Here is a 20193-nt window from a genome sequence, read left to right as displayed (position 1 = left end):
GCGGGTACCCCGCCTGTCCTGCGACCGACTCCCTGGAGGCTTCCCCCATGAGCGACCGCCCCCGGCTGCTCCCCCTGTTGACCGGCAACCGTCATGCCACCCGTGACGCCATGACCTGCCTGTACCGCTGCGGAAACGCCTGCGACCACCCGGTCCCGAACACCTCCGACAACGCGTACTTCGGAGACGTGGTGAACGCGGAGGTCTCGCGGCGCGGCGTGGTCCGGGCCGGCGCGGTCGGCGCCCTGGTCCTCGGGTTCGGCGGCGCGGCGGCGGGTGCGCTCGCCGGCGCGGCGCCCGCCATGGCCGCCCCCACCACCCCGGACGTCCCGGAGGCCTTCGGCTTCGGCCGTCCCAGCACCGGTGTCGGCAACGGCGCGCTGACCTTCAAGCCGATCCCGCCGAACAAGCTGGACACCCTGGTCGTGCCGAACGGCTACGACCACGCCGTGGTGATCAAGTGGGGTGACCCGGTGCTGCCGGGTGCCCCCGAGTTCAACCTGCACCACCAGACCGCCGCCGCGCAGTCCAAGCAGTTCGGTTACAACAACGACTTCGTGGGCGTGCTGCCGCTGGACAAGCAGGGCAAGCGGGCGCTGCTCGTGGTCAACCACGAGTACACCAACGAGGACCTGATGTTCCCCGGCTTCCCCGGCCTGGACGGGCTCTCCGTGGAGCAGCTGCGCACCGCGATGGCCGCACACGGCATGTCCGTGGTGGAGATCGAGCGGGTCGCCGGCACCGGGCAGTGGACGCCGGTCGCCAAGGGTCCCCGGGCGTACAACCGGCGGGTCACCGCGCTGAGCACCAAGTTCGACCTGACCGGCCCGGCCGCAGGCTCGGCCTGGCTGAAGACCGCCGCCGACCCCAAGGGTCGTACGGTCGTCGGCACGCTGAACAACTGCGCCGGTGGCGTCACCCCGTGGGGCACGGTGCTCTCCGGCGAGGAGAACTTCAACCAGTACTTCGTCGGCGCCGACGGCGTTCCGGCCGAGCTGAAGCCGAAGCTGGACCGCTACGGCATCAGCACCGCCAGCCGCTACCCCAGTGGCAGCCGCAAGTGGGAGCGCGCCGACGAGCGCTTCGACCTGGCCAAGCACCCCAACGAGGCGAACCGGTTCGGCTGGGTCGTCGAGATCGACCCGTTCGACCCGGAGAGCCGCCCGCGCAAGCACACCGCGATGGGCCGGTTCAAGCACGAGGGCGCGAACGTGATCATCGCCAAGGACGGCCACGTGGTCGCGTACATGGGCGACGACGAGCGGTTCGACTACCTCTACAAGTTCGTCTCGGACAAGAAGTTCATGAAGGGCAACTCCTGGGCTGCCCGCAACCACAACCTGACCCTGCTCGAGTCCGGCACGCTCTATGTGGCGAAGCTGGACCAGACCAGCGCCGCTGAGATCGACGGCTCGGGCAAGCTCCCCACCGACGGCGCGTTCAACGGCCGGGGCCGCTGGATCAAGCTGGTCAGCGGCAACCGGTCGTTCGTCGACGGGATGACCGCCGCGGACGTGCTCACCTTCACCCGGATCGCGGGCGACAAGGTGGGCGCGACCAAGATGGACCGCCCCGAGGACGTCGAGCCGAGCCTGCTCACCGGCAAGGTGTACGTGGCCCTGACCAACAACACCAACCGGGGCGTCGGCAGCAACCCGAAGGCGGACGAGGCCAACCCGCGCAACGCCAACAAGCACGGGCAGGTCCTGGAGCTGGTCGAGGACCGCAACGACAACACCTCGGAGACCTTCGCCTGGTCGCTGCCGATCGTCTGCGGTGACCCGACCGACCCGTCGACCTTCTTCGCCGGGTACGACAAGACCAAGGTTTCCCCGATCTCCTGCCCGGACAACGTCGCCTTCGACGCCACCGGCAACCTGTGGATCTCCACCGACGGCAACGCGCTGGGCAGCAACGACGGCCTGTTCGCCACCGCCGTGGAGGGCCCGGAGCGTGGTCACCTCAAGCAGTTCATGACCGTGCCGCTCGGCGCGGAGACCTGCGGCCCGTTCATCACCGGTGACAACCGCTCGGTGTTCGTCGCGGTGCAGCACCCCGGCGAGATCACCGGCGCCTCGGTGGAGAACCCGGCCTCGAACTGGCCGGACGGCGACTACGCCAAGCCGGGCGTGGTGGTCACCTGGCGCCTCGACGGCGGCCCGGTCGGCAGCTGACCTCACACCCGCGGCCGGCCGGCCGCTGACCTTGCTCAGGCGGTCCGGGGCTGGACCGCCCCCAGAGGCCCTCTCCCAGCCTGGGAGAGGGCCTCTGGCGTTGCTGCGGTCAGCTGTCGGACGCGATGCCGTCGGCGACGCTGCGGGCCACGGTGAGCAGCTTGGCGCGGACCACCCGGGCGGAGGTCATCATCTCGCTGGCCGGCAACGCGCAGGCCAGCACGACGCGGCGTTCCATGTCCTTGTCCGGCGCGACGAGCACCGCCGCGCAGGCCACCCCCTGCCGGAACTGCCCCATCTCCAACTGCATGCCACGCCGGTCACCGGCGGCCAGGTCGGCCTCGAACGTCTCGGTGGTGGTCAGCGTGGCGGTGGTGAACGGGCGCATGCCGTACTCCCGCAGGTAGCGGTGGCGCTGGTCGACGCTCAGGGTGGCGAGCAGCGCCTTGCCCAGGGCTGTCGCGTGTGCGCCCTCGTCGAAGCCGGGGACCAGATCCTCCAGGTAGGGCGAGCGGTGCCCCTCGGCGACCGCCGTGAGCGCCACCTGACCGCCGACGAAACGACCGAGGTAGTGGCTGTAGCCGGTGTCCAGAGCGGCCCGCCGCAGGGTCTCACCGACCGCTGGTGGGCCCCGGAAGGCGGTCACCAACTCCCGGTAGCGGTCCGCCACCTCCAACCCCACGATGTACGTGCCGTCCTCGCGACGGATCACGTAGCCCTCGTAGGCGAGTGTGCGGACCAGGTGGTAGGTGGTGGCCACGGTCAGCTCGCACCGCCGGGCGATCTGTTTGACGGTCAGGCCCTTCGGGGCGCGACCGACCGACTCCAGCACCCGCAGCGCTCGGGACACGCTGCGGATCAGGTCCGAAGGTTCTGCCAAGGGGTCGCGCACAACCACCTCCGCCGCCGGGGACTTACACCATATGAAAAACAGGCCCGGTGCGAAATGCCTGTTCGGGTCGAGGATGCCAGATCACCATCCACAGCTCGTGGCCCGACCATCACCCGGAGTGGTCTGAGCAGGATTCACGTAGGTTTGCCGGACGATGACCAACACCGCCATCACCCCCGATCCGACCCTCGCCCGATCCCACCCGATCAGGGCCAGCGCCGGTGCCGTCGCCACCACCGTGGCCTGCGTACTCCCCGTGTTCCTGCTCGGTGGTCTCGCCGTGCAGATGGGCACCGACCTCGACTTCTCCCCGGCCGGCCTCGGCCTGGCCGTAGCCGTCTACTTCGGCGTCAGCGCGCTGGCCTCGGTGCCCTCCGGCCGCCTGGTCGAGCGGTACGGCCCCGCCCGGGTGGCCCGCTGCGGCATCGTGCTGGCCGCCGGGTCGATGCTGGCCGTGGCGGCTCTCGCCCGGTCGTACCCGGTGCTGGTCGGGTTGCTGGCACTCAGCGCCGCCGCGAACGCCCTCGGCCAGTTGGCCAGCAACACGGCGCTGGCCCAGCACGTGCCGGCCCGACGGCAGGGGCTGTCGTTCGGTGTCAAGCAGGCCGCCATCCCGATCTCCACCCTGCTGGCCGGCGCGGCGGTGCCCGCCATCGCGCTCACGGTCGGCTGGCGGTGGGCGTTCGTGGCGGCAGCGGTGGCCGCGATGACGACGCTGCCCGCCGTACCCCGGGAGGTGTCCGGCCCGCGGCGACGGGCCGGTGCGACGCGCGCCGGCCGGGCGACGGCGGCGCTTGTGGTGGTCGGCGCGGCAGCGACGTTGGCCGCGGTGGCAGCGAACGCGCTGGGCACCTTCCTGGTGGACTCCGCCGCGGCGCGGGGCATGTCGCCGGGCCTGGCCGGCCTGACCCTGACGCTGGGCAGCGCGGTCTGCGTCGCGGCCCGGGTGGGCGCCGGTTGGTTGGCCGATCGCCGCGCCAGCGGTCACGTCGCCCTCATCGCCGCGATGCTGGTCGTCGGCGCGGTCGGGCTGGGCCTGCTCGCGCTGACCGGTACGGTGCCGCTGGTGATCGGCGTGGTGCTCGGCTTCGGCCTGGGTTGGGCCTGGCCCGGCCTGATGACCTTCGCGGTGGTCCGACTCCATCCACAGTCACCGGCCGCCGCCACCTCGATCACCCAGACCGGGGTGTACGCGGGCGGTTGTCTCGGCCCGCTGAGCCTGGGCCCGCTCGCCGCCCACCTCGGCTACCCGGCCATGTGGACCACCGCAGCGGTGTCCATGCTGCTCGCGGCCGTCCTCATGCTCGGCGGTGGCCGCCTGTTGAGCCGCGCCGCCGCTGCTGGGAGCCGGAACGAAGATCAGCTGGTGCGGTCGGCGATGTAGTCGCAGAGCGATTCGAGCGCGTGCCGCGACGGGCCCTCCGGGAGGGGAGCCAGGCGCGCGCGGGCGTCCTCGGCGTAACTGCGCACGGTCTCCCGGGCACGCTTGAGCGCCGGGCTCTCCCGGAGCAGCCCCAACGCCTCGGCGTGCAGCGCGTCGTCGGTCAGCGGACCGGTCGCCAGGATCTCCCGCAGACGCACCGAGGACGCGTCCGAGTCGTCCGACTGCCGGGCGTAGAGCACCGGCAGCGTCGGGACACCCTCGCGCAGGTCCGTGCCGGGCGTCTTGCCCGACTGCACCGACTCGGAGGCGATGTCGAGCAGGTCGTCGGTGAGCTGGAAGGCGACACCGATCGTCTCGCCGTACCCGGCGAGGGCCTCCACGTGCTCCGGGGCGGCGCCACCGAACATGCCGCCGAACCGGATCGAGGTGGCGATCAGCGAGCCGGTCTTGTCGGCGATCACGTTCAGGTAGTGGGTCACCGGGTCGTCCTCGGCGCGCGGCCCCACGGTCTCCGCGATCTGGCCGTGCACCAGCCGGGCGAAGGTGCGCGCCTGCAACCGGACCGCCTCGGGGCCCAGGTCGGCGGCGATGTCCGCCGCGCGGGCGAAGAGGTAGTCGCCGACCAGGATCGCGAGCGAGTTGGTCCAGCGGGAGTTCGCGCTCGCCGCGCCCCGTCGGACGACAGCCTCGTCCATCACGTCGTCGTGGTAGAGCGTGGCGAGATGAGTGAGCTCCATCACCACGGCAGCCGGGACCACCTGCGGGCCGGTCGGGTCACCGAACTGGGCGCCGAGCGCCACCAGAAGCGGCCGGAAACGCTTCCCGCCAGCCTCAAGAAGGTGCCGGGCGGCCTCGGTGACGAACGGGTCGGCGCTGGCCACACTGGCCCGCAACTCGACCTCGACCGTGTCCAGCACAGCCAGCACGGACGCCTCGACCCGCGGATCGGCAACGTTGAGCCCGATCGCGCCGAACTGACTCGTGCTCGCGCGACCCCGCCGACCGCCGGAGCCGGAGGCACCTGAACGCTCACCCGCCGGATTCACCACGCTATCAACCATGCCACACCCGTTCGACCTGCTCCGGGTCGGGGATACGCACCGAGGGCCGGCACGTGAACACGCGCCGGCCCTCGGTGATCGATCCTTGCGTCATCGAACGAATTCGGCAGCTCCGCTGGCCAGATCGAGCAGCGGCGCCGGGGCGACCCCCAGCACAAGGGTGGCCAGCACACCGATCATCAACGCGGCGGAGGTGAGCCCACCGGGCACCGTGACGGTCGGGGTGGACTCGCCCGGCTCGGAGAGCCACATCATCACCACGACCCGCAGGTACGGGAACGCCAGCACCATGCTGGTCAGCACACCGGCGATCACCAGCCAGGCCTGGCCGCCGTCGAGCGCCGGCCCGAAGATGGCGAACTTGCTGGTGAACCCGCTGGTCAGCGGGATACCGGCGAACGCCAGCAGGATGAAGGTGAACAGCGCGGCGAAGAACGGCGACCGCCGACCCAGCCCGGCCCAACGGGACAGGTGGGTGGCCTCCCCGTCGGCGTCCCGCACCAGGGTCACCACCGCGAACGCGGCCAGCACCGAGAAGCCGTACGCGACCAGGTAGAACATCGTGCCGGAGAGCCCGTCACGACTCGGCGCCAGCACACCGACCAGCAGGTAGCCGGCGTTGGCGATCGAGGAGTACGCGAGCAGCCTCTTGATGTCGGTCTGGGTGACCGCGAGCACCGCACCGACCAGCATGGTCAGCACCGCCACCGCGCCGAGGACCGGGGTGAAGTCCCAGCTGGCGTCGGCGAACGCGACGTGGAAGACGCGCAGCAGGGCACCGAACGCGGCGACCTTGGTGCAGGCCGCCATGAAGCCGGTGACCGGGGTCGGGGCACCCTGGTAGACGTCCGGGGTCCAGACGTGGAACGGTGCCGCCGCGGCCTTGAAGAGCAGGCCGATCGCGAGCAGCGCCATGCCGGCGAAGAGCAGCACCGGGCTGGCCGGGGATTCGCCCACCGCCGCGTCGATGGTGGCGAAGTCGACGCCGGCCGGCCGATCCGGGATGCCGGACGTGAAGCCGTAGATCAGCGCCACCCCGAACAGGAAGAACGCGGAGGCGTACGCGCCGAGCAGGAAGTACTTCATCGCCGCCTCCTGGCTCAGCAGACGCCGGCGACGGGCCAGCGCGCAGAGCAGGTAGAGCGGCAGGGAGAAGACCTCCAGCGCGATGAACATGGTCAGCAGGTCGTTCGCCGCCACGAAGATCAGCATGCCGCCGATCGCGAACGTGGTGAGCGGGTAGACCTCGGTGAGGCCGTTGCGCCCCTCGGCCTGCCGCCGGTCGTCGGCCGACTCGGCGGTCACCGCGGCCTGGGCGACGAACGCCCCGCCCCGCTCGACCGAGCGGTCACCGATCAGCAGCAGCGCCATCGCGGCCAGCACCAGGATCGCGCCCTGGAGGAACAGTGTCGGCCCGTCGATGGCGAGGGCCCCGCCCGCGGTGATGATCCGCTCGTCGGCGCTGAGCACCACCATGGTCAGTGCCGCGAGCACCGCGAGCAGCGCCAGCGTCAACTGCACCACGTGCCGCGAGCGCCGAGGCACGAGGGCCTCGACCAGCACGCCGAGCAACGCGGTGCCCAGCATGATCAGGATCGGAGCGATCGCCGCGTAGTCGATCGACGGCAGTTTCAACTCGGTCACTTTGCCGCCTCCTGGACGGTGCCCACCGACGGGGCCGGGTCGGTTCTGCCGATGTCGTCCATGGTCGCCTGGACGGCCGGGTTGATCACGTCAGTGACCGGCTTGGGGAAGAAGCCGAGCAGCACGATCAGTGCGATCAGTGGGGCGACCACGACCTTCTCGCGCAGGTTGAGGTCCTTGCGCATCCCGTCGACCTCGGTCAGCGCCGGGTTGAGCGTGCCCTGGGTGGTGCGCTGCACCATCCACAGCACGTACGCGGCGGCCAGGATGATGCCGAGCGTGGCGATGATCGCGACCGGCTTGTTCACCGTGAAGGTGCCGATCAGCACCAGGAACTCGGAGATGAACGGTGCCGTGCCGGGCAGTGCGAGCGAGGCGAGACCGGCGAAGAAGAGCACCCCGGCGAGCACCGGGACCAGCTTGCCGGCGCCGCCGAAGTCGCTGATGAGCGCCGAGCCACGCCGGGAGATCAGCATGCCGACCACCAGGAAGAGCAGGCCGGTGGCCAGCCCGTGGTTGAGCATGTAGAGCACCGCGCCGGTGCCGGCCTGGGTGGTGAAGGCGAAGATGCCCACCCCGATGAAGCCGAAGTGCGCGATCGAGGTGTACGACACCAGTCGCTTGAGGTCGTTCTGGCCGACCGCCAGCAGCGCGGCGTAGACGATGCCGATCACGCCCAGCGCCAGCGCCCACGGCGCGAACCACTTCGACGCCTCGGGGAACAGCGGCAGGCAGTAACGCAGGATGCCGAACGTGCCGACCTTGTCCAGCACGCCGACGAGCAGCGCCGCCGCACCCGCCGGGGCAGCGCCACCGGCGTCGGGCAGCCAGGTGTGGAACGGGAAGAACGGCGCCTTGATGGCGAACGCGAGGAAGAAGCCGAGGAACAGCCACCGCTCGGTGCCGGTGCTGATGTCGACCTGGGACAGCGCCTGCCAGTCGAAGGTCTTGCCGCCGACCACCCAGAGGCCGATCACCGCGGCCAGCATGAACAGACCGCCGACGAGCGAGTAGAGGAAGAACTTCACCGCCGCGTACTGCCGCTGGTGGCCGCCGTAGCTGCCGATCAGGAAGTACATCGGGACCAGCATGACCTCGAAGAACACGTAGAACAGGAACACGTCGGCGGCCGCGAAGACGCCGATCATCGTGCACTCGAGGACCAGCAGCAGCGCGAAGTAGACCGGCACCGACCGCTTCGACGACTCGGCGTCGTGCCAGGACGCCAGGATCACCAGCGGCACCAGCACCGCGATCAGCATCAGCATCACCAGCGCGATGCCGTCGGCGGCGAAGGTGAAGCTGACGCCCCAGTTCGGGATCCACGAGTACGACTCGCGGAACTGGAACCGGTCACCACCGGTCTTGAAGCTGACCCACATCACCACCGAGAGCACCAGCACGAGCAGCGACCAGGCGAACGCCACCTGCTTGGCCAGCTCCGGCCGGTGGCGCGGCAGGAAGGCCACCACCAGGGCGCCCACCAGTGGCGCCACGGTGAGCACCGAGAGGAACGGGAAGTTGGACATTATGCGGCCTTACCTCCGTCGTCACTGCGTGGTCCGCCGGCGGGGGCGGCCGGAAAGAGGTCGATCACGCCAACCACCCCGCCTGCACCGCCAGGAACGCCGCCATCACCAGCAGCGCACCGGCCAGGATCGAGGTGGCGTACGAGCGGACGAAGCCGGTCTGCATCCGCCGGAGCCGAGCCGAGCCACCGCCGACCGCGGCGGCGAGCCCGTTGACGACCCCGTCGATGCCCCGGTTGTCGAGGTACACCAGCGCCCGGGTGAGGAAGATGCCCGGCTTCTCGAAGACCGCCTCGTTGAACGCGTCGGTGTAGAGGTTGCGTCGGGCGGCGGTGACCAGCACACCGGCCGGCTGCGGCGCGGTGGCCGTACCGGCCCGGAACAGGAACCAGGCCAGGCCGGCGCCGAGCACGGTGACCAGCAGCGACAGGATCGTGATCACCGTGTGGGAGAGCACGCCGTGGGCCTCACCGGCGGCCTCCTCTCCGAGCACCGGCGACAGCCAGGAGGCGACGCCGTCGTTCCAGGCCATCAGGCCGCCGGCCAGCACCGAACCGACCGCCAGCAGGATCAGCGGGATGGTCATCAGCTTCGGCGACTCGTGCGGGTGCTCGATGTCCTCGGTCCACCGCTTCGGGCCGTGGAACGTGAGAACGAACAGTCGCGTCATGTAGAACGCGGTCAGGCCGGCACCGAGCAGCGCCGCGCCGCCGAAGAGCCAGGCGGTCCAGTCCTCCCGCTCGAAGGCGCTCGCGATGATCGGCTCCTTCGAGAAGTAGCCGGAGAGCGGCGGGAGGCCGATGATGGCCAGCCAGCCCATCATGAAGGTCAGCCAGGTGATCTTCATGTGCTTCGAGAGGCCACCGAATCGGCGGATGTCGACCTGGTCCTTCATGCCGTGCATCACCGAGCCGGCACCCAGGAACATGTTGGCCTTGAAGAAGCCGTGCGCCAGCAGGTGGATGATCGCCAGCGCGTACGCGCCACCGCCCAGGCCGACGCCGACGAACATGTAACCGATCTGGCTCACCGTCGACCAGGCGAGCACCCGCTTGATGTCGTCCTTGGCCGCACCGATGACGCAGCCGATCAGCAGGGTGAGCGCGCCGACACTGACGACCACGACCTGCAGCGTCGAGTTCGCGGAGAAGATCGGGTTGGACCGGGCGATCAGGTAGACGCCCGCGGTGACCATGGTGGCCGCGTGGATGAGCGCCGACACCGGGGTCGGACCCTCCATCGCGTCCGGCAACCACGCCTGGAGCGGGAACTGGCCGGACTTGCCAGCCGCGCCGAGCAGCAGCAGCAGACCGAGGACCAGCACGGTCGCGCCGGTCAGCGAGCCGACACCGTTGAACACCTCGTCGTACTGGGTGGTGCCCAGGGTGGCGAACATGATGAAGATGCCGATGGCCAGGCCGGCGTCGCCGACCCGGTTCATCAGGAACGCCTTCTTGCCGGCGGTGGCCGCGCTCGGCCGCTCGGTCCAGAAGGAGATCAGCAGGTACGACGCCAGACCGACGCCCTCCCAGCCGAAGTACAGCATCACGTAGTTGTTGCCGAGTACCAGCAACAGCATCGCAGCGACGAACAGGTTGAAGTACGCGAAGAACCGGCGACGACCCGCGTCGTGCGCCATGTACTCCACCGCGTACAGGTGGATCAGGAAACCCACCCCGGTGATCAGCAGCACGAAGACCGCAGCCAGCGGGTCGAACAGCAGGCCGAAGTCGACGCGCAGGTCACCGACCGCGATGAAGTCCCAGAGGCTCAGCTCGACCGACTTGTTCTCCAGGCCACGCAACTGGAAGAAGAAGGACAGGCCGAGCACGAACGCGGCACCGATGGCGGCCACACCCAACCAGTGCCCCCAGCGGTCGGCCCGCCGGCCGAGCAGCAGCAGGATGGCCGCGCTGAGCAGCGGGATCGCCACCAGCAGCCAGACGCCCCCGAGCAGCCCCGTGGCCTGGGCGTATTCCACAGTCTCTTCCACCGGTGGACCCCTCAGTACTTCAGCAGGTTGGCGTCGTCGACGCTCGCCGAGCGTCGCGTCCGGAAGATGGACATGATGATCGCGAGCCCGACCACGACCTCGGCCGCCGCCACCACCATCACGAAGAACGCCATGATCTGGCCGTTGAGGTCACCGTTGATCCGGCTGAAGGTGACCAGCGTCAGGTTGGCCGCGTTGAGCATCAGCTCCACGCACATGAACAGCACGATCGCGTTGCGCCGGATCAGCACCCCGGCTGCGCCGATGGTGAACAGCACCGCGGCGAGGACGAGGTAGTAGTTCGGCTCGACCGAGAAGAACGATCCCATTACTTGTCCGTCCCCTTCAGCGAGGTCTCCTCGGCGGTCAGCTCGCGCTGCGGAAGGATCGCCGGGGTGCTCCGGTCGGTCAGGCGACCGTCCGGCAGCCGGGCTGGCGTGGCCACCGAGGAGGAGGTCGCGAAGACACCGGGGCCGGGCTTCGGACCGGGGTAGTTGCCCGGGGCGAAGCGCGCACGCATGGTCGACACCTGGTCGACCTTGTCCTGCTTACGCCGCTCGACGTGGGCCAGCACCATGGCGCCGACCGCCGCGGTGATCAGCAGTGCCGAGGTCAGCTCGAACGCGAAGACGTACTTGGTGAACAGCAGCCGGGCGATGCCCTGCACGTTGCCCTCGGCGTTGACCTGCTCCAGGCCGACCGCGGTGGTCCGGTCCAACGCCTGGTAGACGCCGGTGCCGACCAGGCCGGCGAAGCCCAGGCCGAGCACGATCGCGGCGACCCGCTGGCCGCGCAGCGTCTCGATCAGCGAGTCCGTGGAGTCCCGACCGACCAGCATCAGCACGAAGAGGAACAGCATCATGATCGCGCCGGTGTAGACGATGATCTGCACCATGCCGATGAACGGACCGGCCTGGAGCACGTAGAACACGCCCAGGCAGAGCATGGTCAGTACCAGCCACAGCGCCGAGTGCACGGCGTTGCGCGCGGCCACCATCCCGATCCCGCCGAGCAGCGCGAGCGGGGCGAGGATCCAGAAGGTGACCGCCTCGCCGCCGGAGACCGAGTTCGCCGCGGCGAGCACCGTAGACGTGGTCATGCTTTCTCTCCCTTGCCGGCAGCCGCGCGCTGGGCGGCCTGCTCGGCGCCCGGGAACGTCACGCCGGGGTGCTCCTCGACCTGGTAGCGGCCGGGGCCCATCGGGGACGTCTCGGCACCGGCGGAGGTGCCCGGGTTGTCCAGTGCGCCGACGTAGTAGTCCTTCTCGCTGTCACCCAGCCGCATCGGGTGCGGCGGCTGCTCCATGCCCTCGAGCAGCGGCGCGAGCAACTGCTCCTTGGTGAAGATCAGGTCCTGCCGGTTGTCCCGGGCCAGCTCGTACTCGTTGCTCATGGTGAGCGACCGGGTCGGGCAGGCCTCGATGCACAGTCCGCAGAAGATGCAGCGGGCGTAGTTGATCTGGTAGGTGCTGGCGTACCGCTCACCCGGCGAGAAACGCTGCTCGTCGGTGTTGTCGCCGCCCTCGACGTAGATGGCGTCCGCCGGGCAGGCCCAGGCGCACAGCTCGCAGCCGATGCACTTCTCCAGGCCGTCCGGGTGGCGGTTGAGGATGTGCCGCCCGTGGTAGCGCGGCGCCGACACCGGCGGCTTGAACGGGTAGTCGGTGGTGACGACCTTCCTGAACATGTGCGAGAAGGTGACACCGAATCCCTTGAACGTTCCGGTGATCGCGCCCACGTCACACCTCCCTGGAGTCCGAGCCGGCGACGATGTTGGCCGGCTCCCGCTCGGCGACCACGCGCGTGATACGCGGGCTCGGTGGTACCTGTAGATCCATCGGCGGCAGCGGGAAACTCCCGTACGGCCGGTTGTCGACCTGTTCCTGCGTCGTCGGCTTCGGCTGCGGCTTCCGGCTCGGCCAGAAGAGCGTGGCGATGAGCAGGATGCCGGCCGGAATACCGACGGCGATCGCCTTGCCCTCCCAGCTCCAACCCTCGATGGAGCGCAGGCCCGACAGGACCAGGATCCAGACCAGGTTGATCGGCAGCAGCACCTTCCAGCCGAGGCGCATGAACTGGTCGTAGCGCAGCCGGGGCAGCGTGCCACGCAGCCACACGAAGACGAAGACGAGCGCGATCACCTTGCCGAAGAACCAGAGCATCGGCCACCAACCGGAGTTGGCGCCCTCCCAGATGGTGATCGGCCAGGGCGCCCGCCAACCACCGAGGAACAGCGTGGTGGTGACCGCGGACATGGTCACCATCGCCACGTACTCGCTGAGCATGAAGAGGGCGAACTTCAGCGAGCTGTATTCGGTCATGAAGCCGGCGACCAGCTCGGACTCGGCCTCGGGGAGGTCGAACGGCGCCCGGTTGGTCTCACCGACGGTGGCGATGAAGAAGATGATGAAGCTGGGCAGCAGCAGGATCGCGTACCAGCCCGGTGCCGGGATCTCGTAGCCGCCGATGGTCAGTCGCGTGGCGTCGCCCTGGGCGGCGACGATCCCGCTCGTGCTCATCGTGCCCGCGGTCATGAAGACCGCCACGATGGAGAGCCCCATGGCGACCTCGTAGGAGATCATCTGGGCGCTCGACCGCAGACCGCCGAGCAGCGGGTACGTCGAGCCGGAGGCCCAACCACCCAGCACGATGCCGTAGACGCCCATCGACGAGCAGGCGAGCAGCAGCAGCACCGCCACCGGCACGTCGGTGACCTGCAACGGCGTGTGGTGGCCGAAGATGCTCACCATCGGCCCGAACGGGATCACCGACAGGGCGGTGACCGCGCAGATCACCGAGATCGTCGGGGCGAAGAAGTAGACGACCTTGTCGGCCGCCTTCGGGAGGATGTCCTCCTTGAAGGCCATCTTCAGACCGTCGGCGAGCGTCTGCAGCAGGCCGAACGGGCCGACCTGGTTGGGGCCCGGCCGCACCTGCATGTAGCCCACGACGCGCCGCTCGAACCAGACACCGAGCAGGGTGGCCAGCAGACCGAACGCGAACGCAAAGACGATCTTGCCGAGGACCAACCACCACGGATCCCGGCCGAAGTCGGCCAGCGTCGGGTCCTGGGCCAGGTGGATCGCACTCACTGTGCCCGCCTTTCGTTCGCGACTGCGGGGCTCACTCGCTGCGCTCGTTCACTCCTCGCACTCACTGGTTACCCCCAGAACTGAGGAGCGGACCCGGGAGGCCGGTCTCGTCGGCCGCCAGACGCCCGGCCGGAACGGCCGCGGTCGGTGCGGGAACGGAGATCCGGACGACCGCGCCGGACGTCGCCCCGAGGCTGCGTCGCACGGTCGAACCGGGTGAGTTGGTCGGCAACCAGACCACGCCGTCCGGCATCTCGGTGAGCTCGGCCGGCAGGGTCAGCGCGCCCCGGTCGGTGCCGACCGTGACCGCGTCGCCGTCGACCACACCGAGCGCCTCGGCGGTGCCCTTGCCCAGCCGGACGACCGGCGGGCGGGCGGTGCCGGCGAGGTGCTCGTCGCCGTCGGTCAGGGTGCCCAGGTCGACCAGCTGGTGCCAGGTCGCCAGCACGGCCTCCCCGGCGCCCGGGTGCGGCACTCGGCCCGGCGCCACCGACGGAGCGGCCGGCCGGGACGTCCGGGTCGCCGGCAGCGAGCCCAGCTCACGGCGAACGCTCGGCACGTCGGCGGTGCCCAGCCGCACGTCGAGCAGCGCGGCCAGCGCGTCGAGCACCCGACCGTCGGTCATCGCGGAGGTGTTCAGCACCGCCTCGAACGGACGCAGCCGACCCTCCCAGTCCAGGAAGCTGCCGGACTTCTCGACCACCGGGGCGACCGGCAGCACCACGTTCGCCCGCCGGGTCACCGCGCTGGCGCGCAGCTCCAGGCTGACCAGGAACGGCACCGTGTCCAGTGCGGACTCGGCCAGGCGCGGGTCGGCCAGGTCGGCCGGGTCGACGCCACCGACGACCAGCGCACCGAGCTGCCCGTTGGCCGCGGCGGTGAGGATGCCGTCGGTGTCCCGGCCGGCCTGGCTCGGGATCACCCCGGCCGGGATGTCCCACGCCTCACCCAGCTCGGCCCGTGCGGCCGGCTCGGTCACCAGGCGTCCGCCGGGGAGCAGGTTGGGCAGACAACCCGCGTCGACCGCGCCACGGTCACCCGCGCGCCGCGGCACCCACACCAGCTTCGCTCCGGTACGCCGAGCCACGTCCGCGGCGGCGGAGAGCCCACCCGGCACACTGGCCAGTCGCTCACCGACGATCAGGATCGCGCCCGGCGCGCTCAGCGCCTCGGCGACCGTGGCGTGCTCGGCGAGCACGCTGGCCTCCTCGCCCGGCACCACCCGGGCCAGCTTGGCACCGAGCTTCTCCAGGCCGCGGGTGGCGAACGGCGCCAGCGCGTACACCGTCAGGGTCTTCTTCAGGTACGCCTTGCGCAGCCGCAGGAAGAGGATCGGGCACTCCTCCTCCGGCTCCAGGCCGACCAGCACCACCGCCGGCGCGTTCTCCACGTCGGTGTAGGTGACGTCGGTGACCCCGGCGACCGAGCTGGCCAGGAAGTCGGCCTCCTCACGGGAGACCGGCCGGGCCCGGAAGTCGATGTCGTTGGTGTTCAACGCGACCCGGGCGAACTTGGCGTACGCGTAGGCGTCCTCGACGGTCAGCCGACCACCGGTGAGCACCGCCGTGCCCTGTCCGCTCTCCCGAGCCGCGTGCAGCCCTTCGGCGGCCACGGTGAGCGCCTCGCTCCAGGACGCCTCGCGCAGCTCACCGGTGTGCTCGTCGCGGACCAGCGGAGTGGTCAGCCGGTCGGTGGCCCGGGTGTACTGGAAGCCCCAGCGACCCTTGTCGCAGTTCCACTCCTCGTTGACCTCCGGCTCGTCGCCGGCCAGCCGGCGCAGCACCTTGCCGCGCCGCCAGTCGGTGCGCTGCCCGCAGCCGGCCGAGCAGTGCTCGCACACACTCGGGCTGGACACCAGGTCGAACGGGCGGGCCCGGAAGCGGTACTGGGCACCGGTCAGCGCACCCACCGGGCAGATCTGCACGGTGTTGCCGGAGAAGTAGGAGTTGAACGGGACGTCCCCGGCGTCGCCCTCCTCGCCGTAGGCGTCGTCCCGGTAGATGTTGATCTCCTCGGCGGACGACCGGCCCATCAGGTCGATGAACTTGTCGCCGGCGATCTCCTCGGAGAACCGGGTGCACCGCTGGCAGAGCACGCAACGCTCGCGGTCCAGCAGCACCTGGCTGCTGATCGCCATCGGCTTCTCGTACTCCCGCTTGTGCTCGTGGAAGCGCGAGTCGGTGCGGCCGGTGGACATGGCCTGGTTCTGGAGCGGGCACTCACCGCCCTTGTCACACATCGGGCAGTCCAGCGGGTGGTTGAGCAGCAGCAGCTCCATCACCCCCTCCTGCGCCTTCTTGGCCACCGGGGAGGTGATCTGGGTACGCACGACCATGCCGTCGGCGACGGTCTGGGTGCAGGAGGCCACCGGCTTGCGCTGCCCCTCCACCTCGACCAGGCACTGCCGGCACGCGCCGGCCGGGGCCAGCAGCGGGTGGTCGCAGAACCGGGGGATCTCGGTGCCCATCTGCTCGGCGACCCGGATCAACAGCGTCCCCTTGGGAGCGGTGACCTCGACGCCGTCGATGGTGAGGGTGACCGTGTCGGTCTGCTTGGCTACGTCCGTCATCAGTGAGCTCCAACCAGCTGCTTGTCGGAGAGCTTCGGCGCGGTCCGTCCCTCGATGTAGTCGAGGTAGTCCTGCTTGAAGTACTGCAGCGACGAGGTCACCGAACTGGTCGCGCCGTCACCCAGGCCGCAGAACGAGCGGCCGAGGATGTTGTCGCAGGTGTCCAGCAGGGTTTCCAGGTCCTCGTGGGTGCCCTGACCGGCGAGGATCCGCCGGTAGACCCGAACCATCCAGTAGTTGCCCTCGCGGCACGGGGTGCACTTGCCGCACGACTCGTGGTGGTAGAACTCCAGCCACCGGTACGTCGCGTAGACCGGGCAGTCCTGGTCGGAGAAGATCTGGGTGGCCGTGGTGCCCAGGATCGAGCCGGCCGCCGCCACCCCCTCGAAGTCCAGTGGCACGTCCAGGTGCTCGGCGGCGAGCAGCGGGGTGGACGAGCCGCCCGGGGTCCAGAACCGCAGGTTGTGCCCGGGCTGCATGCCACCGGCCAGCTCCAGCAGCTCGCGCAGCGTGACACCCATCGAGCACTCGTACTGGCCCGGGTTGGCGACCCGGCCGGACAGCGAGTAGATCATCGGCCCGGAGGACTTCTCGGTGCCCATGCTCTTCCACCAGTCGGCCCCACCGAGCACGATCGGCGGCACGCTGGCGATGGTGCCGACGTTGTTCACCACCGTCGGGCTCGCGTACAGGCCGTGGGTGGCCGGGAACGGCGGGCGCAGCCGGGGCTGGCCCCGGAACCCCTCCAGCGAGTCCAGCAGTGCCGTCTCCTCGCCGCAGATGTACGCCCCGGCGCCGGAGTGCACCACCAACTCCAGGTCGTAGCCGCTGCGCAGGATGTTGCGGCCGAGGTAGCCCTTGTCGTACGCCTCCTGGACCGCGTTGCGCAGCCGACGCGCGGCGTGCACCGCCTCGCCCCGGATGTAGATGTAGGCGCGGGCGGCCCGGATCGCGTACGACGCGATGATGACGCCCTCGACCAGCGCGTGCGGGTCGTGGGTCATCAGCGGCAGATCCTTGCAGGTGCCCGGCTCGCCCTCGTCGGCGTTGACCACCAGGTAGTGCGGCTTGCCGTCGCCCTGCGGGATGAAGCCCCACTTGAGACCGGTCGGGAAGCCGGCGCCACCCCGGCCCCGCAACCCCGAGTCCTTGATCAACTGAATCAGGTCGTCCGGGTGGGCCTTGAGCGCCTTGCGTAGTGCGGCATAACCGTCGAGCTGCTCGTACGTGCCGATGCGCCAGGCGTCCGGCGACAGCCAGCGCTTGGTCAGCACCGGCGTCAGCTTGGCCACGGTCTCCGGGCGGGGAGTGGTCACTTCTGGGCCCCCGTTTCGTTCGCGTCCGCCGGTCCGGCGCCGTCGGCGTCCGTGCCAGCCTTCGCTTCGGTGAGGTTGCGCTCCTGCGCCCCGGCCTCGTCGCCGGCGGGCTTGCCGTCGCCGGCCGGCGCGTTGGCCGCCACGCCGGCGGCCTCGGCCGACCGCGCGTCGCCAGCCGCGGGCGCGGTGCCGGTGCCGTCCGTCGGGACCTTGGTGCCCGGGGCGTCCGGCACCGCCGTGCCCGCGTCCGGCTGCCGGGTCTCGGCGGTGCGCACCTGCGGCGACTTGTCGTCCGGTGCCTTGACGTCCCGCGTGGTGCTGCCGCTGGCCTCTGCCGGCTTCGCCGGCCCGCTGGCCTCTGCCGGCTTCGCCGGCCCGGCGACCCCGGCCGCCCCGGTCGGGGCGGACGCTCCGTCGCCGCCCTTGACCGGTGCGGCGCTGGCCTCGACGGGCGCCGGCTTGGCGGCCTCCGCCTTCGCCTTCGCCTCAGCGGCGGCCTTGTCGGCCTCGGCCTTGCTGCGGATCGGGGTGTTCGGGTCGAAGCCCGGCACCGAGACGCCGTGCTCCTGCGCCAGCCGCAGCCCGCGCAGGGTGGGCTCACCCGGCCCACCGTCGGCGACCGCGCCCTCGCGCTCGTCGGCGAAACCGGCGAGCTGCACCGCCATCTCCTTGAGGGTGCAGAGCCGGGCACCGCGGGTCGGCATCGGCCGCCCGCCCGCCCGCAGCTCGTCGACGACCCCGACCGCGGTGGACGCGTCCACGCCGTCGAAGAAGTCGTAGTTGACGGTCATCACCGGGCCGTAGTCGCACGCCGCCAGGCACTCGGCGTGCTCCAGCGTGATCGTGCCGTCGGCGGTCGTCTCGTCGTGCCCCACGCCCAGGTGCTCGGAGAGGGTGTCGTAGACCTCCTGCCCACCGAGCACGTTGCACATGGTGTTGGTGCAGACGCTGACCAGGAAGTCACCGGTCGGCTTGCGCTTGTACATCGTGTAGAAGGTGGCCACCGCGCCGACCTGGGCCTTGTTCAGCCCCAGCACCTCGGCGCAGAACGCGACCCCGGCCGGGGAGACGTACCCCTCTTCGGCCTGCACCAGGTGCAGCAGCGGCAGCAACGCCGAGCGGGACCGGTCCGCCGGGTAACGGGCGATGATCTCGCGCGCCCGCTCCCGGGTCTCGTCGGTGAAAGTCGTCGTCGTCATCGGTCACACCCACCCATCACCGGGTCCAACGAGGCGCCGCCGGCGATCACGTCGGCGATCAGGCCGCCCTCGGCCATCGCCGGGAGGGCCTGCAGGTTGACGAAGCTGGGCTCCCGGTAGTGCACCCGGTACGGCCGGGTGCCACCGTCGGAGACCGCGTGCACGCCCAACTCGCCCCGGGGAGCCTCGATGGCGACGTACACCTGGCCCGGCGGAACCCGGAAGCCCTCGGTCACCAGCTTGAAGTGGTGGATCAGCGACTCCATCGACTGACCCATGATCTTCGCGACGTGCTCAAGCGAGTTGCCCATGCCGTCCACGCCGATGGCCAGCTGCGCCGGCCAGGCGATCTTGCGGTCGGCGACCATCACCGGGCCCGGGCGAAGCCGGTCCAGGGCCTGCTCGACCAGCTTCATCGACTCCCGGATCTCGGCGAGCCGGACCTGGTAGCGGCCCCACACGTCACCGTCGGGGTGGGTCGGCACGTCGAACTCGTAGTTCTCGTAACCGCAGTACGGCATGGTCTTGCGCAGGTCCCAGGCGAGACCGGCGGAACGCAGCACCGGCCCGGTGATGCCGAGGGCCACGCAGCCGGTCACGTCCAGCACCGCGACGTTCTTCGTCCGCTCGGTCCAGATCGGCTGGCCGGAGAGCAGGTCCTCGTACTCCTTGAGCTTCTTCGGCATCATCTTGAGGAACTCGCGGATCTTGCGGACCGCGTCGTCCGGCACGTCCTGCGCCACACCGCCCGGCCGGACGTACGCGTGGTTCATCCGCAAGCCGGTGATGGTCTCGAAGATGTCGAGGATGTACTCCCGCTCGCGGAAGCCGTACAGCATGATCGAGATCGCGCCCAGCTCCATGCCGGTGGTGGCCAGCCAGACCAGGTGCGACGAGATCCGGTTGAGCTCCATCATCAGCACGCGGATGGTGGTGGCCCGCTCGGTGATGTCGTCGGTGATGCCCAGCAGCTTCTCGACGGCGAGGGCGTACGCCGTCTCGTTGAAGATCGGGGCGAGGTAGTCCATCCGGGTCACGAACGTCGAGCCCTGAACCCAGTTGCGGTATTCGAGGTTCTTCTCGATGCCGGTGTGCAGGTAGCCGATGACGGACCGGGCCTCGCGGACCGTCTCGCCCTCCAGCTCCAGGATCAGCCGCAGCACCCCGTGCGTGGACGGGTGCTGCGGACCCATGTTGACGATGATCCGCTCGTCGTTGATCGGGTCGGTGCCCGAGACGATCGTGTCCCAGTCCCCACCGGTGACGGTGAAGACCCGACCCTCGTCGGTCTCGTGCTCGCTGGCGTAGTTCGACGTCGTCACAGTGCCCGCCCTCCGTTCA

The 20193-nt window shown here is 70.2% G+C and carries 15 protein-coding genes; 2 read left to right on the top strand and 13 right to left on the bottom strand.

Annotation, left to right across the window (positions count from 1 at the left end; all coding sequences use genetic code 11):
• The first annotated feature begins 47 nt into the window (after positions 1-47).
• Positions 48-2174 (top strand): PhoX family phosphatase, encoded by a 2127-nt coding sequence (locus tag ABGB10_RS25720; RefSeq protein ID WP_347663526.1) that lies wholly within the window; start codon positions 48-50, stop codon positions 2172-2174.
• Between the two features lie 109 nt (positions 2175-2283).
• Here the strand turns inward: ABGB10_RS25720 and ABGB10_RS25715 are convergent, their stop codons facing one another.
• Positions 2284-3066, bottom strand: coding sequence for an IclR family transcriptional regulator C-terminal domain-containing protein (locus tag ABGB10_RS25715; protein WP_347663525.1), 783 nt, complete (start codon positions 3064-3066; stop codon positions 2284-2286).
• 154 nt (positions 3067-3220) lie between these two features.
• Between ABGB10_RS25715 and ABGB10_RS25710 the strand changes: the two genes are divergently transcribed.
• On the top strand, positions 3221-4450 hold the full coding sequence (locus tag ABGB10_RS25710) for an MFS transporter (RefSeq protein WP_347663524.1): 1230 nt from the start codon (positions 3221-3223) through the stop codon (positions 4448-4450).
• On the opposite strand, the gene ABGB10_RS25705 is transcribed toward ABGB10_RS25710, so the two are convergent.
• The 12 genes from ABGB10_RS25705 to ABGB10_RS25650 form a co-directional block, all read right to left on the bottom strand.
• Positions 4426-5511 (bottom strand): polyprenyl synthetase family protein, encoded by a 1086-nt coding sequence (locus ABGB10_RS25705; protein WP_347663523.1) that lies wholly within the window; start codon positions 5509-5511, stop codon positions 4426-4428. The two genes, ABGB10_RS25710 and ABGB10_RS25705, sit on opposite strands and share 25 nt — an antisense overlap.
• 90 nt (positions 5512-5601) lie before the next feature.
• Entirely contained in the window at positions 5602-7155 is a 1554-nt protein-coding gene (nuoN, locus tag ABGB10_RS25700) for an NADH-quinone oxidoreductase subunit NuoN (protein WP_347663522.1), read from the bottom strand.
• The gene (locus ABGB10_RS25695) at positions 7152-8684 is read right to left on the bottom strand and encodes an NADH-quinone oxidoreductase subunit M (protein WP_347663521.1); all 1533 of its coding nucleotides are present in this window, start codon (positions 8682-8684) and stop codon (positions 7152-7154) included. Before ABGB10_RS25695 ends, nuoN begins: the two co-directional genes overlap by 4 nt.
• Positions 8685-8748: 64 nt before the next feature.
• The gene (gene nuoL / locus ABGB10_RS25690; protein ID WP_347663519.1) at positions 8749-10677 is read right to left on the bottom strand and encodes an NADH-quinone oxidoreductase subunit L; all 1929 of its coding nucleotides are present in this window, start codon (positions 10675-10677) and stop codon (positions 8749-8751) included.
• An 11-nt stretch (positions 10678-10688) separates the two neighbouring features.
• Positions 10689-11006 carry an NADH-quinone oxidoreductase subunit NuoK gene (gene nuoK, locus ABGB10_RS25685; protein WP_347663518.1) on the bottom strand — a complete coding sequence of 106 codons (318 nt, stop codon included), beginning with the start codon at positions 11004-11006 and terminating at the stop codon, positions 10689-10691.
• Entirely contained in the window at positions 11006-11776 is a 771-nt protein-coding gene (locus ABGB10_RS25680; RefSeq protein WP_347663517.1) for an NADH-quinone oxidoreductase subunit J, read from the bottom strand. The genes nuoK and ABGB10_RS25680 overlap by 1 nt, the downstream gene beginning before the upstream one ends.
• The gene (nuoI, locus tag ABGB10_RS25675) at positions 11773-12414 is read right to left on the bottom strand and encodes an NADH-quinone oxidoreductase subunit NuoI (protein WP_347663516.1); all 642 of its coding nucleotides are present in this window, start codon (positions 12412-12414) and stop codon (positions 11773-11775) included. The genes ABGB10_RS25680 and nuoI overlap by 4 nt, the downstream gene beginning before the upstream one ends.
• 1 nt (position 12415) lies before the next feature.
• A complete protein-coding gene (nuoH, locus tag ABGB10_RS25670; RefSeq protein WP_347663515.1) occupies positions 12416-13768 on the bottom strand; it encodes an NADH-quinone oxidoreductase subunit NuoH in 1353 nt (450 codons plus the stop codon).
• A 61-nt stretch (positions 13769-13829) separates the two neighbouring features.
• Positions 13830-16337, bottom strand: a complete 2508-nt coding sequence (locus ABGB10_RS25665) for an NADH-quinone oxidoreductase subunit G (RefSeq protein ID WP_347663514.1) — start codon at positions 16335-16337, stop codon at positions 13830-13832.
• Positions 16337-17653, bottom strand: a complete 1317-nt coding sequence (nuoF, locus tag ABGB10_RS25660) for an NADH-quinone oxidoreductase subunit NuoF (RefSeq protein WP_347663513.1) — start codon at positions 17651-17653, stop codon at positions 16337-16339. The genes ABGB10_RS25665 and nuoF overlap by 1 nt, the downstream gene beginning before the upstream one ends.
• Entirely contained in the window at positions 17650-18852 is a 1203-nt protein-coding gene (nuoE, locus tag ABGB10_RS25655; RefSeq protein WP_347663512.1) for an NADH-quinone oxidoreductase subunit NuoE, read from the bottom strand. The genes nuoF and nuoE overlap by 4 nt, the downstream gene beginning before the upstream one ends.
• Positions 18849-20174, bottom strand: coding sequence for an NADH-quinone oxidoreductase subunit D (locus tag ABGB10_RS25650; RefSeq protein WP_347663511.1), 1326 nt, complete (start codon positions 20172-20174; stop codon positions 18849-18851). The genes nuoE and ABGB10_RS25650 overlap by 4 nt, the downstream gene beginning before the upstream one ends.
• Positions 20175-20193: the final 19 nt, after the last annotated feature.

It is taken from the genome of Micromonospora sp. B9E7, from assembly GCF_039871815.1.
Classification (GTDB): domain Bacteria; phylum Actinomycetota; class Actinomycetes; order Mycobacteriales; family Micromonosporaceae; genus Micromonospora.
Note: the sequence above shows the minus strand (reverse complement) of the source record. Positions and strands in the feature narration are given on the sequence as shown.

Coding starts and splice junctions, on each gene's coding strand:
- ABGB10_RS25720 (WP_347663526.1), top strand. CDS start 48: ATGAGCGACCGCCCCCGGCTGCTCCCCCTGTTGACCGGCAACCGTCAT.
- ABGB10_RS25710 (WP_347663524.1), top strand. CDS start 3,221: ATGACCAACACCGCCATCACCCCCGATCCGACCCTCGCCCGATCCCAC.
- ABGB10_RS25705 (WP_347663523.1), bottom strand. CDS start 5,511: ATGGTTGATAGCGTGGTGAATCCGGCGGGTGAGCGTTCAGGTGCCTCC.
- ABGB10_RS25695 (WP_347663521.1), bottom strand. CDS start 8,684: ATGTCCAACTTCCCGTTCCTCTCGGTGCTCACCGTGGCGCCACTGGTG.
- nuoK (WP_347663518.1), bottom strand. CDS start 11,006: ATGGGATCGTTCTTCTCGGTCGAGCCGAACTACTACCTCGTCCTCGCC.
- ABGB10_RS25680 (WP_347663517.1), bottom strand. CDS start 11,776: ATGACCACGTCTACGGTGCTCGCCGCGGCGAACTCGGTCTCCGGCGGC.
- ABGB10_RS25665 (WP_347663514.1), bottom strand. CDS start 16,337: ATGACGGACGTAGCCAAGCAGACCGACACGGTCACCCTCACCATCGAC.
- nuoE (WP_347663512.1), bottom strand. CDS start 18,852: ATGACGACGACGACTTTCACCGACGAGACCCGGGAGCGGGCGCGCGAG.